Origin of the sequence: Phaeobacter sp. JH204B (assembly GCF_048055755.1) — a bacterium.
GTDB lineage: Bacteria > Pseudomonadota > Alphaproteobacteria > Rhodobacterales > Rhodobacteraceae > Phaeobacter > Phaeobacter bryozoorum.
On the sequence record NZ_JAYMXF010000016.1, the window covers coordinates 23,041 to 36,030 of the forward strand.

At 63.8% G+C, this 12,990-nt stretch carries 14 protein-coding genes; 10 read left to right on the plus strand and 4 right to left on the minus strand.

From position 1 onward, the window contains the following. The first annotated feature begins 16 nt into the window (after positions 1 to 16). The 4 genes from ettA to VXL81_RS08685 all read left to right on the plus strand — a co-directional run bounded on the left by ettA (position 17) and on the right by VXL81_RS08685 (position 3,020). Entirely contained in the window at positions 17 to 1,672 is a 1,656-nt protein-coding gene (gene ettA / locus VXL81_RS08670) for an energy-dependent translational throttle protein EttA (RefSeq protein ID WP_340547292.1), read from the plus strand. 263 nt (positions 1,673 to 1,935) lie between these two features. Further along, positions 1,936 to 2,187, plus strand: a complete 252-nt coding sequence (locus VXL81_RS08675) for a hypothetical protein (protein WP_416537444.1) — start codon at positions 1,936 to 1,938, stop codon at positions 2,185 to 2,187. A gap of 199 nt (positions 2,188 to 2,386) precedes the next feature. Further along, on the plus strand, positions 2,387 to 2,587 hold the full coding sequence (locus VXL81_RS08680; protein ID WP_416537445.1) for a hypothetical protein: 201 nt from the start codon (positions 2,387 to 2,389) through the stop codon (positions 2,585 to 2,587). A gap of 214 nt (positions 2,588 to 2,801) precedes the next feature. Continuing rightward, positions 2,802 to 3,020 (plus strand): hypothetical protein, encoded by a 219-nt coding sequence (locus tag VXL81_RS08685; protein WP_340547295.1) that lies wholly within the window; start codon positions 2,802 to 2,804, stop codon positions 3,018 to 3,020. Positions 3,021 to 3,096: 76 nt separating this feature from the next. Here the strand turns inward: VXL81_RS08685 and trxC are convergent, their stop codons facing one another. Further along, on the minus strand, positions 3,097 to 3,522 hold the full coding sequence (gene trxC, locus VXL81_RS08690; protein ID WP_340547296.1) for a thioredoxin TrxC: 426 nt from the start codon (positions 3,520 to 3,522) through the stop codon (positions 3,097 to 3,099). A gap of 115 nt (positions 3,523 to 3,637) precedes the next feature. Next, positions 3,638 to 4,849, minus strand: coding sequence for a hypothetical protein (locus tag VXL81_RS08695; RefSeq protein ID WP_416553800.1), 1,212 nt, complete (start codon positions 4,847 to 4,849; stop codon positions 3,638 to 3,640). Between the two features lie 442 nt (positions 4,850 to 5,291). Here VXL81_RS08695 and VXL81_RS08700 point away from each other — a divergent pair, with 442 nt between their 5' ends. Both VXL81_RS08700 and VXL81_RS08705 read left to right on the plus strand, forming a co-directional pair. Next, complete coding sequence (locus VXL81_RS08700; protein ID WP_340547298.1) at positions 5,292 to 5,843, plus strand: L,D-transpeptidase; 552 nt, start codon at positions 5,292 to 5,294, stop codon at positions 5,841 to 5,843. A 295-nt stretch (positions 5,844 to 6,138) separates the two neighbouring features. Further along, the gene (locus VXL81_RS08705) at positions 6,139 to 6,345 is read left to right on the plus strand and encodes a cold-shock protein (protein WP_014875536.1); all 207 of its coding nucleotides are present in this window, start codon (positions 6,139 to 6,141) and stop codon (positions 6,343 to 6,345) included. 111 nt (positions 6,346 to 6,456) lie between these two features. Here the strand turns inward: VXL81_RS08705 and VXL81_RS08710 are convergent, their stop codons facing one another. Next, entirely contained in the window at positions 6,457 to 7,098 is a 642-nt protein-coding gene (locus tag VXL81_RS08710) for an arylesterase (protein ID WP_416536700.1), read from the minus strand. A gap of 51 nt (positions 7,099 to 7,149) precedes the next feature. Between VXL81_RS08710 and VXL81_RS08715 the strand changes: the two genes are divergently transcribed. Both VXL81_RS08715 and VXL81_RS08720 read left to right on the plus strand, forming a co-directional pair. Continuing rightward, the gene (locus VXL81_RS08715; protein WP_340547300.1) at positions 7,150 to 7,866 is read left to right on the plus strand and encodes an ABC transporter ATP-binding protein; all 717 of its coding nucleotides are present in this window, start codon (positions 7,150 to 7,152) and stop codon (positions 7,864 to 7,866) included. Continuing rightward, positions 7,863 to 10,382 (plus strand): ABC transporter permease, encoded by a 2,520-nt coding sequence (locus VXL81_RS08720; RefSeq protein ID WP_416553802.1) that lies wholly within the window; start codon positions 7,863 to 7,865, stop codon positions 10,380 to 10,382. Before VXL81_RS08715 ends, VXL81_RS08720 begins: the two co-directional genes overlap by 4 nt. 84 nt (positions 10,383 to 10,466) lie before the next feature. Here the strand turns inward: VXL81_RS08720 and VXL81_RS08725 are convergent, their stop codons facing one another. Next, positions 10,467 to 10,931, minus strand: a complete 465-nt coding sequence (locus VXL81_RS08725) for an RrF2 family transcriptional regulator (RefSeq protein WP_416536697.1) — start codon at positions 10,929 to 10,931, stop codon at positions 10,467 to 10,469. A 177-nt stretch (positions 10,932 to 11,108) separates the two neighbouring features. Here VXL81_RS08725 and VXL81_RS08730 point away from each other — a divergent pair, with 177 nt between their 5' ends. Together VXL81_RS08730 and VXL81_RS08735 are read left to right on the plus strand one after the other, a co-directional pair. Continuing rightward, positions 11,109 to 11,696, plus strand: coding sequence for a gamma-glutamylcyclotransferase family protein (locus VXL81_RS08730; RefSeq protein ID WP_416542914.1), 588 nt, complete (start codon positions 11,109 to 11,111; stop codon positions 11,694 to 11,696). After that, entirely contained in the window at positions 11,693 to 12,916 is a 1,224-nt protein-coding gene (locus VXL81_RS08735; RefSeq protein ID WP_416553804.1) for a DUF2254 domain-containing protein, read from the plus strand. Before VXL81_RS08730 ends, VXL81_RS08735 begins: the two co-directional genes overlap by 4 nt. Positions 12,917 to 12,990: the final 74 nt, after the last annotated feature.

Genomic DNA, 12,990 nt, shown 5'->3' on the forward strand with positions numbered 1-12,990 from the left:
TACACGGAGCTGTCTCATGGCTGCCTATCAATACGTCTACCACATGCAGGGGGTCTCCAAGACCTACCCCGGTGGCAAGAAATGCTTTGAAAACATCCACCTGTCCTTTCTCCCCGGTGTGAAAATCGGTGTTGTCGGCGTCAACGGCGCCGGTAAATCAACGCTGATGAAGATCATGGCGGGTCTCGATACCGATTTCACCGGTGAGGCCTGGGCCGCCGAGGGCGCCAAGGTTGGCTATCTGCCGCAGGAGCCGAAGCTGGACGAAAGCCTGACCGTGCGTGAAAACGTCATGCTGGGCGTCGCCGGGAAAAAGGCCATTCTTGATCGCTACAATGAGCTGGCGATGAACTACTCGGACGAGACCGCCGAGGAAATGGCCGAGCTGCAGGACAAGATCGACGCCGAGAACCTCTGGGATCTGGACAGCCAGATCGACGTCTCGATGGAGGCGCTGCGCTGCCCGCCGGATGATGCCGAAATCGCCAACCTGTCTGGTGGTGAGCGCCGTCGCGTGGCGCTCTGCAAGCTGCTGCTTGAAGCACCCGACATGCTGCTCCTCGACGAACCGACCAACCACCTTGATGCGGAAACCATCGCCTGGCTGCAACAGCATCTCATCGACTACAAGGGCACCATCCTCTGCGTCACCCACGACCGTTATTTCCTGGATGACATCACCGGCTGGATCCTCGAGCTGGACCGGGGCCGCGGCATCCCCTACGAGGGCAATTATTCCAGCTGGCTGGAACAGAAGGCCAAACGTCTGGAGCAGGAAGCGCGCGAAGACAAATCCAAGCAGAAGACGCTGGAGCGCGAACTGGAATGGATGCGTCAGGGCGCCAAGGCGCGTCAGGCCAAATCCAAGGCCCGGATCAACGCCTATAACGATCTGGCCAGCCAGTCCGAGCGCGAGAAACTGACCCGCGCCCAGATCGTCATCCCCAACGGCCCGCGTCTGGGGTCCAAGGTGATCGAGGTCTCGGGCATCTCCAAACATTACGGCGACAAGCAGCTGGTGGAGAACCTGTCCTTTGACCTGCCCCCCGGCGGCATCGTCGGCGTGATCGGCCCCAACGGTGCGGGTAAATCGACCCTGTTCCGGATGCTGACCGGCCAGGAACAGCCCGATGAGGGCAGCGTCAGCTATGGCGATACCGTGAAACTGTCCTATGTCGACCAGTCGCGCGACGATCTGAACGACAATGATACCGTCTGGGAAGCCATCTCCGGCGGCGCCGAGATCATCGAGCTGGGCGACGCGCAGGTCAACTCCCGCGCCTATTGCTCGTCGTTCAACTTCAAGGGCGGCGACCAGCAGAAGAAACTGTCGCTGCTGTCGGGCGGCGAGCGCAACCGGGTCCATATGGCGCGGCTGCTGAAAGAGGGCGGCAACGTGCTGCTGCTTGACGAACCGACCAACGATCTGGACGTCGAAACCCTGCGCGCGCTGGAAGACGCACTGGTCGATTTCGCCGGCTGCGCCGTGGTCATCTCGCACGACCGTTTCTTCCTCGACCGGATCTGTACGCATATTCTGGCCTTTGAGGGCGACGCCCATGTGGAGTGGTTCGAGGGCAACTTCGAGGACTACGAAGAAGACAAGAAACGCCGCCTGGGCCCCGACGCGCTGGAGCCCAAGCGTCTGAAGCACAAGAAGTTCGTGCGATAAGTGAGCTTCAGGGGGTGATGCGATACCAGCTCACCCCCTGAAGTCTTCAAATCACTCCTTCCCCAAACGGCTTATTCGGCGTCGCCCTCTTAATAGAGGCGGGCGTCGCCTCTTATCCGGCTTTCCAGGTCGTCGTGTTCCCTTTGTCGGAACCAACCCGTTCCCACAGCCGCCATGACCCCGGCATAATTTGAACAAAATTAACCCTATTCTGAGATTTGCCGAGGCCTGTGCCCGTCGGCGAACCACAGAAGGGTGAGAGCATGGCAGGAATCGGGATCTTGGTAGGCGTCATTGGCGGGCTGAATGCGGCCGTATTGGGCTATACGCTGATCGGCCTGTCCTTCGGCATGAGCCTGCTGCTCTATCCGCTGTTCGGAGTGCCCTCGGCAATGCTGGCCATCCTGCTGCTGTGGACGCAGAAGGCCGCCCGCAATACGCTGGCGGACAAGGCCGGGGACAAGCGGGCGCACGGAGCACATCAGGGGCTGTCGGCGAAACCCGCGCGGGCCTGATTTCCGCCGCAGCCGACCACTCCACGGGTCAAATCCGTGCGATATGCGCACCAGAACAGCCCGTCGCGGCCATAATGCCAGAATAAGCTGCAACACATACCAATATACTCGCCATCTGACCGTAAGACATATTGATTGCATCGCCTGTTTCAGGGCAATTTCCCCTCAGTTGAGTGAGGGTGTTATGGCTTGGTTGGCGATGTTGACGAGTACCGGTGTGACGATGATGGTCACGGTGATATACTATGTGGCGTACAACCTGCCAATCTGGGGGCTTCTTCTGCTCTATAGTGGCATCAGCAGCCTGCTTGGCGTCGGCCTCACCGTGGCGCTGGTCCTGAAAAGCGGCGGCTTCCCGCGCAGACGCCCAGAGCAAAATTCGCAGGATACATCAATTTGACACCTTCCGCACGCGCAGCGAAGATCGCGCATCCATCTGATATTTTCAATTAAAATCACAGCATTACACATAATTCAGCAGATCCCATCACCTGCGCCACCCCCGATGTTAACCAAATTTAAAGACAATTTGAGCTATCTTGCTCGAACACAGAGAGTTGCACTCTGCCTGAAAAATTGTAGATTAAATGCGACTCAACCTAAGAGGTATAAACATGGCATGGATCGGGATCATTGTCGGTACTTTTGCAGGGATTTTCTCTGCGGTCGCCGCCTATACCCTCTATGCGCTGCCACTTTGGTATAGTTTGCTGCTCTACCCCACCGTTGGCACAACCGCCGCCATTGTGACCATGCTTGCAATGCTGCATCTGCCGCCGGGTCTGCGCCCGATGATGCCGCCGGACGGGGATGAAACCCACCGCATGGCCTGAGCCGACCGCAGGACCTGAGCCAACCGCAGGGCCAAAGCCCCCTTATCCGCGTTTCGATATCAGCCGAGCCTCCGGCTCATCCCTTCGCCCAGCTCACGATCTGGCCTGCGCGCAGGGCGCCTGCCTGCCGTTTCTGTTCCTTGCCGCGCACAAAGCGGACAAGTGTCGGGATCCCCTTGATCCGATAGCGTGCGCCGGTGGACTGATGGGTCTGGGTGTTCAGCTTGACCAGCCGCACCTGCCCCTGCAGCGTTTTTGCCGCCTTGGCATAATCCGGGGCCATCATCTTGCAAGGACCACACCAGGGCGCCCAGAAATCCACCACCAGCGGCAGGTCATCCTGCGCGGCGGCCTTTTGCAGGGTCGCCGGGTCGACATCGACGGGCGTCGAGGGGATCAGCGCAGCCCCGCAGGTGCCGCATTTGGGGCCGGCGGCCAGACGGTCCTCGGGCACGCGGTTCAGCTGGGCACAGCTGAGGCAGGTCAGGGTCTTGGCACCCATGGGGCAATCTCTCCTTCGCATCACTGACCGCCGGGGCGGCGTGGCGCCTGTATTCAGGCCAGATATACTGGCCAGAGGCGGCAGGACAAGCCCTGCCCGCGCTGGTGCCCACCCGCTAGAAGGTGAGCTTGGCGCCCAGAATGACGCTATGCGAGCGCACGCTGGCATCGCCTGTGCGCCGGGGCAGGATCAGCGGCACAAAGCCATCGTTGAACAGGTATTCCGCCCCCAGCGTGACATTCGGGGCCAGCGCAACCTCCATCCCGAGGATGATCTGCGACATCGACTCCCATTCGGTGCCGGAGGCGCCTTGCCGCCCTTGGCTGGCGGAGAGTGAATAGACCGCCGGACGTCCCAGCACCTCCCCCCGGTAGCGCCCCTGCAGCGTCAGCGCGCTGACCTTGTGATCGGTGGCAGGCCAGCGGTCGGTGGTCTGGGTGAACTCGGCCATGACGTCGAAGCGCTCTGCGCTGAGGGTGGCGTGAATATCCCAAGCGCCGTTCCAGCCCCGGTCGATGCCGCTTCCGGGGGGATGATGGGCAATGGTGCTGTCGTAGATCGTGCCGCGCAGAAAACCGGCCCCCAGTTTCAGCCCCATACCATTGGCCAGCGGAATGCGATGGGAGGCGTTCAGCGCGTAATTGGTGTAGTGATCATCGTTCTTCGGGCTGCTGATCACCCGGTTCCCCCGGTGGTTGCGAATGATCGACAGCGCCAGTTCGGTACGCTCGGTGATATAACCGATCTCGATCAGCGGATCCTTGGTCTGGGCCCAGAAGTAATGGCTGTTATGGGTATGGGTGAAGGGCGCATAGCTGGCAAAATTGCCGAAACTCACCGTCTTGCGCCCAACCGCCAGATAAAAGGGCGACCGGTCCAGATCACCAACCGCCAGCCAGGCCTTGCGCAGCTGGATGTCGTTCTGGCCGGGATATTCGACCTCGGTATATTCGCCCTGCACAACCGCTGTCAGCAGCGGGGTGGTGGCGGTCGCGATCAGCGAGATATCATTGATCACACCATAGGTATCGGTGGTGCCGCTGGTGTGGGTCGGCGGCAGCCGCGACAGGATCGGAAATTTGCCGGGCGTATTGGTATTCTCATAGATCACCGTGCCTAAGAAGCGCCCGCCAAAGGTGATCCGATTGACCCCGAGCTGCCCCGATTGCCGCGCGCGCAGGGCAATGGCGACCTTGTTGGTCACATCTTCCTGACGGTCCAGCATCCGTTCTGAATAACGCAGTGAGGTGGCGAGAAACCCCGCATCTTCCTGAGCCTCAACCCGGTCCGCAGCCGCGAGGCCGACAGCCATAATCAGCGCGGTCACTGCCGCGCGCCCCCCAAATGAAACAGTCACAATGGTTACTCCAGTATACCCCCGACAAACCGCCAGACGGGCTGTAAACAGCCACCGGCCGGTTTCGGACGGGATCGCAGACCTGAAACGCAGAAGCCGAGAAATAGCCCCTGTCCGGGCCTGAGACCTCCGGCAGAGCTACCCCCGCAGCCGTGCCGACATGACGCCCTCAAACGAGAAACCCGCCGGAAATGACGGTGGATCAGAAACGCGATCCGATCACAGGATATCACAGCTTCGTGATATCACGAAGCCTGATTTGCCAATGTCCTATGGCCCATCAGGGCATCGCGCTGTTGCACCAACGTCGCGCCGTCTGCCCGCAACTGTGGCCGTGTGGGCGCCGCTATTGACCGGATTGTTCGCGCACCGCAGACTGATGGCATCTGTTCCAAAACCGAAAGAGCCACGCATGTTGTCACGCCGCGCCTTTCTGGCCAGCTCCGCCGCCGCCTCTCTCTGGCCTCAGATCGGGTCAGCCGAAACGGCCTTTGACCCCACTCCGCAGGAGGTCCGCATCAAGAAGCAATTCGCCCCCGGGCAAATTCTGGTGCTGCCGCGATCCTATTACCTTTATTACGTGACAGAGCCGCGCCGGGCGCGCCGCTATGGCGTTGGCGTCGGGCGGGCCGGTCTTGAATTCACCGGCACCGCCGTCATCCAGGCCAAGAAGGAATGGCCAACCTGGCGCCCGACGGACGAGATGATCGAACGCGATCCGCGCAGCTATGCCCGCTTTGTCGATAACAAATACATCCAGCCCGGTGGCACTGATAACCCGCTGGGCGCGCGCGCGCTCTACCTGTTTCAGAACGGCATCGACACCTATTTCCGCATTCACGGCACCAATCAGCCGCAAACGATCGGCCATTCCGTCTCCAACGGCTGCATCCGCATGACGAACGAGCATATCGTCGACCTCTACGAACGGGTGCCCTTGGGAACCGTGGTGACGGTGCTCTGATCAGGACCAGACCAAGGTGGCAGCGCGTGATCTGGCGGCGCATCGGCGCCAGCTTGCCTGTCCGGGTGCCAAGCCCCGCCGATGGCCATCCACAGCGCCTCTGGCAGCGCCAAACTGACAGGCACCCCCCGCTATAACACTTGCACCGAGAGGACATTGGCGACAAGATCGTTCCCGCAAGGTTACGCAGAACTCATCGCTGTCCTAGGAGGCTCGGTCATGAATACGCAATGACATTGCCGGGCTGTCGCATGTCGCGGACAGGGATTTAGAGTAAGACTGGGAGAAGAAGACGATGGCCACAGGCACCGTCAAATGGTTCAACACCACCAAAGGTTACGGTTTCATTGCACCCGATGCGGGTGGCAGCGATGTGTTCGTACATATTTCCGCCGTTGAGCGGTCGGGGCTGACCGGCCTCGCGGACAACCAGAAAGTGACCTATGAGCTGCAACCGGGCCGTGACGGCCGCGAGTCTGCGGTGAATATCGAGCTGGCCTAACCCGCCTACCCGAAGAAGATCAGCTGTCGGCCCCCTTTCGGGGCCGTCTTTTGTTGTGGCGCCCAGTCATCTGCCGCAGCACCTCTGCGGTCATCCCGTGGCGCCCCCGCGTCAGCGGTCCACCCTGGCCACCAGATCCAGCACCTTCGGGCCGATGGCCGCCACATTCAGCGCCACGCCTTTTGCGTTGGGGTGAATGCCGTCCTCCTGTAGATACGGCCCCGCCGCCTGCGGATCATTGCCGGTTGCCGCGCGGATCCCGGCAAGGCTGTCGTCATGCAGCAGCGCGCCATAGTCGCGCGCCAGCTCGGGGAAGATTGCGTCGAATTCTGCTTTGAAGTCGGCGCCATAGTTGCCCGGCGCCGCGATACCAACCAACAGCACCGGCACCGCATTGGCCTTGGCGACCTCCAGAATACGGACGAGATTGGCGCGGCTCTCAGCCGGGGCGATCCCGCGCAGCAGGTCATTGCCGCCCAATGCGACGATCAGCGCATCCGGCCCGTCGGCCAGCGTCCAGTCGATCCGCGCCGCGCCACCCGCCGTGGTATCGCCGGAGACACCGGCATTGATCAGGCGCACCTCAGCCCCCTGTTCCCCCAGCCAGCGCTGTAGCTGCGGCACCCAGCCCTGCCCCTGCGGCAGCCCGTAGCCCTGCACCAGACTGTCCCCCAAAGCCGCCACCCGAACCGGATCGGCCTGCGCAACTGCGGCAGTTAATATAAAAATCAATCCGGCCATTATCTTGCGCATTGGTAGAAAGGCTCCATATCGAGAGTGATCCCAAAACAGGCGCGACGTCACATGCAGTCCAGCACGATCCCCCAGTCCGACCCTATCCTGAACCTCCAGCATGCGTCTTTGTCGCTGGTTGGCAATACCGGACCTGTCGAAATCCTGCATGACATCTCGCTTGCGGTCGAAAGCGGCGAGACGCTGGGCCTGATTGGTCCCTCCGGGTCGGGCAAATCCTCGCTGCTGATGGTGATGGGCGGTCTGGAACAGGCAACCGGCGGCACCGTCTCGGCGCTGGGGCAGGACCTGACCGCGATGGATGAGGATGCGCTGGCGCGGTTTCGCCGCGACAATATGGGTGTCGTGTTCCAGAGCTTTCACCTGATCCCCACCATGACGGCGCTCGAAAATGTCGCCACCCCGCTGGAGCTGGCCGGGCACAGGGATGCCTTTGACCGCGCGCAGGCCGAACTGGAGGCCGTGGGGCTCGGCCATCGTGCCGGTCACTTCCCGGCGCAGATGTCAGGTGGTGAACAACAGCGTGTGGCACTGGCACGCGCCCTGGTGACCCGCCCGCGGATCCTGCTGGCGGATGAGCCGACGGGCAATCTGGACGCCACCAACGGCGATGCGATCATGGACCTGCTGTTTGACCTGCGCGACCGCTATGGCGCGACGCTGATCATGGTCACCCATGCGCCGGAACTGGCGGCGCGCTGTGACCGGGTGATCCGGCTGCGCGATGGCCGTCTCGACCTTGCCGCCGCGCGCGAGGCCGCTGAATGAACACCTTGTCGCTGGCGACACGCTTTGCCATGCGGGAGCTGCGCGGCGGGCTGCATGGGTTTCGCGTTTTCCTGATCTGTCTGGCGCTGGGGGTGGCGGTGATTGCCGGGATCGGCTCGCTGCGCTCGGCGATTGAAACCGGGCTGAGCGAGGAAGGCGCGGTCTTGCTGGGCGGGGATGCCGAACTGGGCTTTACCTATCGGCGCGCCAGCCCAGAGGAACAGGCCTGGATGGAGGCCAATGCCCTGCGCCGCTCCGAGGTGATCGACTTCCGGTCGATGGCAGCTGTCGGTGAGGAACGCGCCCTGACGCAGGTGAAGGCGGTGGACAGCGCCTATCCACTGGTTGGCACGGTGCGGCTCTCGCCGGATCTGCCGCTGCCACAGGCGCTGGAGGGCGCCGGGGACCTGCCCGGCGGCGTGATGCAGCGGGTGCTTGCGGATCGGCTGGGCCTCTCTGTTGGTGACCGCTTTGCCCTTGGCACCCAAAGCTTTGTTCTGACCGCACTGCTGGAGAATGAACCGGATGCCGCCAGCGCGGGCTTCACGCTGGGGCCACGCACCATCGTTCGCAGCGCTGACCTGGCCCGATCCGGCCTGTTGCAGCCCGGCACGCTGTTTTCCAGCAAATACCGGCTGACCCTGCCCGAAGGCACCGATCTGGAGCAGCTGAAATCCCGCGCCGAAGCCGAGCTGGACAACAGCGGTATGCGCTGGACCGACGCCCGTAACGGCGCACCGGGCATCGCCACCTTTGTCGAGCGGCTGGCCGGGTTTCTGGTGCTGGTTGGCCTCTCCGGGCTGGCTGTGGGCGGCATCGGCGTCTCAGCCGCCGTGCGCGCCTATCTGGCGGGCAAGACCGCGACCATCGCCACCCTGCGCACGCTGGGCGCGGACCGCCGGACGATCTTTCTGACCTATTTTCTGCAAATCGGGGCGCTGGCGCTGCTTGGTGTTGCGATTGGCCTCGTGATCGGCGGGCTGGCCCCGGTGCTGCTGGGGCCGCTGGTTGCGGCGCAGCTGCCGTTTCCTGCGGTCTTTGGCATCTCGGTCCCGGCGTTGAGCGAAGCGGCGCTTTACGGGCTGCTGACGGCCTTTGTCTTTGCGCTCTGGCCGCTGGCCCGCGCCGAGCGGATCCGCGCTGCGGCGCTGTTTCGTGACGCGCTGGACAGCCGCAGCCGCTGGCCTGCCCCCCGCTATATCGTCGCCACGGCTGTCTCGGTGGCGGTGCTGATTGGTTCTGCCGCGCTGTTCAGCGGCGCGATTGAGCTGACGCTCTGGACCGCTGCGGGGCTGATCGGCGCGCTGGCGGTGCTGCTGCTGGCCGCGCTGGTGCTGGGCTGGATCGCCCGCCGCGCCGCGCCGCTGACCCGTGGATATCCGGCGCTTCGATGGGCGCTTTCGGCGATTGGCACCTCCCGCGATGGCGCCGTGCCGACCGTGCTGGCCCTGGGGCTGGGGCTGACCGTTCTGGCCGCGATTGGTCAGGTCGACGGCAATATGCGCCGCGCCATCGAAGGCAACCTGCCCGATGTGGCGCCCTCCTATTTCTTCGTTGATATCCAACGCGATCAGATGCCGGATTTCCTCGCCCGCGTGGAGCAGGACCCGGCGGTTGAGCGCGTGCAGAGCGCACCGATGCTGCGCGGCATCCTCACCACCATCAACGGCCAGCCCGCAACCGAGGTGGCAGGCGATCACTGGGTCGTCCGGGGCGATCGCGGCATCACCTATGCCGCCAAACAGCCAGACACCACCCAGATCGTCGCGGGCGCGTGGTGGCCCGAAGAGTACACCGGCGCGCCGCAGGTCAGCTTTGCCCGCGAAGAGGCCGAGGAGCTGGGTCTCAACCTTGGCGACACGCTGACGCTCAACGTGCTGGGCCGCGACATTACCGCCACCATCACCAGCCTGCGCGAGGTCGATTTTTCCACGGCGGGCATGGGCTTTGTCATGGTGCTGAACGAAAGCGCGCTTGCAGGGGCCCCGCACAGCTATATCGCCACGGTCTATGCCGAACAGGAGGCCGAAGCCCAGATCCTGCGCGATCTCGCCAAGGCGATGCCGAACATCACCGCGATCCGGGTCCGCGATGCGCTGGACCGGGTGTCGGACCTGTTGCGGCAGCTCGCATCTGCCACCGCCTATGGTGCCGCGGCAACGCTGCTGACCGGTTTCATGGTGCTCATTGGCACCGCCGCCGCCGGCGAACCTGCCCGCCGCTACGAGGCGGCTGTGCTCAAGACGCTGGGCGCGCCGCGACGGCAGATCCTGATCAGCTTTGCGCTCAGATCAGTGTTTCTGGGCGCCGGGGCCGGCCTGGTCGCGCTGACGGCCGGAATGACCGGGGCCTGGGCCATCAACACCTATGTGTTCGAAAGCGATTATCAGGTGATCTGGAGCAATGCGCTGGCGATCATCAGCGGCGGCATCCTGACCACGCTGCTGGCTGGGCTGGCCTTTGCCTGGCGGCCCCTTCAGGTGCGCCCGGCCCGGATCCTGCGGGCCCGCGACTAGGCCACACCGCCGCTTCTGGGGCCGCGCTTGCGGGGCCGCCCGCCACAACACCAGCCACGGCGGGCGGGCGGGCGCCAGAGCATCTCAGCTGGCGTAGCGCGCGCAGCCGGTCGAAACCGGCGATTGGAACAGGGCAAACAGCGCATCATTGTCGCAGACCAGCGCCTCCAGGGTGATCCCGTCCAGCGACCGGTAGAAGGCCTGCGCCGCATCGGTGAGGGCAATCCGCAGCCGACAGGCCGAAACCAGCGGGCAGGTATTGTCGGCATCGGCAAAACACTCGACCATCGGCACCGTGCCCTCGACCGCGCGAAAGACATCGCCAATGCCGATTTCCGCCGCGGGCCTGCCCAGCGACATGCCCCCGTTACGCCCGCGCTGCGTATGCAGATAGCCCAGCTGCGCCAACTGGTTGATCACCTGCGCCAAATGGTTCTCCGAGATATTGCAGCGCGCGGCAATTTCGGATTTGGTAACCAGGCGGTCCGCATGGGCTGCACAATACATCAACAGCCGCACTGCAATATTTGTCCGTTTCGTGATCCGCATGATCGCCCCTCCGAGGTGCCTTGTCGCAAGATCATGACATGGCCGCACAAAGGCCACTTTGACATGTATCAAAGCCGTACGCGCTTTCGCCTGCCCCTGACCCTGCCCCTGCCGGGTCCCGCTGCGCCGCCCGCAGGCAGCGCCACTGAGACAGACATCGCCAGTCAGGAGATCTGAATGCCCGCCCCCGTTTCCCCAGCCCCCTATTTCTTTGGCTACGGCAGCCTGGTGAACACGCGCACCCATGGCTACGGTCAGGCCCGCCCCGCGCGGCTCAGCGGCTGGCGCCGGGCCTGGGTGCATACCGATCTGCGCCCGGTTGCCTTTCTCAGCGCCGTGCCCTGTGACAGAACCACCATCGACGGGCTGATCGCCGAGGTGCCAGGCGCCGACTGGGCGGCGCTTGATGACCGCGAATTTGCCTATGAGCGGCTGCCTGCCAGCGGCGCGGTCCAGCATGATCTGAACCCGGAGACGGATATCGCGGTCTATGCGGTGCCCGGCCACAGCCAGCGCGCGGCCAGCCTGCGCCATCCGATCCTGCTCAGCTATCTCGACGTGGTCATTCAGGGCTATCTGGACGTCTTCGGCGCCGATGGTGTCGCCGCCTTCGTGCGCACAACCGATGGCTGGGACGCGCCGATCCTGAACGACCGCAGTGCCCCGCGATATCCCAGAGCGCAGAGGCTGACTGCTGAAGAGCTGGATCTGGTCGATCAGCATCTGCTGGCGCTTGGCGCGACCGTTATCGGGGCAGATCAGTGATTTCCCGCACCCTGCTCTATGTCCGGCGGATCACCCGGCAACTGTGGTTCCGGGTTGTGCTGCTCTCGGCCTGTTCGCTGCTGGCGCTGGCCATCGCCCCCTGGCTCACGCCCTTCATCCCCGAAGATCTGGGCGAGCGCTTTGGCCGCGAGGCGGCGCTGCCGGTGCTGACCATCCTTGCCTCCGGGATGCTGGCGGTCACCACATTCTCGCTCAATGTCATGGTCTCGGCCTATCGTACGGCCGCTGCCACGGCGACGCCACGGGTCTATCGCCTGCTGCTGGAGGATACGATCACCCAGAGCGTATTGGCCACCTTTGTCGGCGGGTTTGTCTTCAGTCTGAGCGCGGTGATCCTGTTCCGCGCCGGGTTCTACAGCGAGGATGCCGCCATCGTGATCTTTGCCATCACCGTCGGAGTGGTGGCGCTGATCGTCGTGGCGATTTTGCGCTGGATTGACCATCTGTCGGGACTTGGCAGCATGGATCACACGCTGCGCCTGATCGAAGAGCGCAGCCGCACCAGCCTGCGCCAGCGGGCCGAAGCGCCCTGCCTGGGCGCCGCCTGCGCCGAGGATGACACCAGATTTCAGCAGCAGGGCCGGGCCATCCCGGCGCAGGCCTCGGGCTTTGTGCGGTTTGTCGATGTCGCAGGGTTGCAGACGCTGGCCGAAGAGGCCGAGACCAGGATTGCCATCCACCGCACCCCCGGCGAATTCGTGCTGCGCGGGCGGCCGGTGGCCTATGCCGAGACCGGCGAGGAGACGCTCTGCGAGGCGGCCAGCCGCTGCATCGAAATCGGTGATGTGCGCAGTTTCGATCAGGATCCCTCCTTTGGCCTGACGCTGCTGGCGGAAACCGCACAGCGCGCCCTGTCGCCCGGTGTCAATGATCCCGGCACCGCGCTGGAGGTCATGGGACGGCTGGAACGGCTGCTGTGGGAGAATACCCCGGATGAGGCCGAGCCTGACGCGCGCGACGTGTCCTTTGATCGGGTGATGATGCCTGCGGTCTCGGCCCGGCACCTGCTGTCCTGCGCCTTTCCGCCCATCGCCCGCGCCGGCGGCGACGACCCTGCGGTGATCGACTGGATGGACAAGGCGCTCTCGGCGCTTGCGCATCATCCCAACCCGGCCATGGCCGAGGCCGCCGCCGACCTGCGCGATGGCAAGCGGAAGGGAGATGACCAAGAGGGAGACCAGGAGGGAGAGCCGAAGTGACACCCGGAGGCGGGCCCGAAGGGCGGCGGCCAAGGCGGCTCCCGCCCGCGCAACAGGGCAGATCTGCCCTGCCC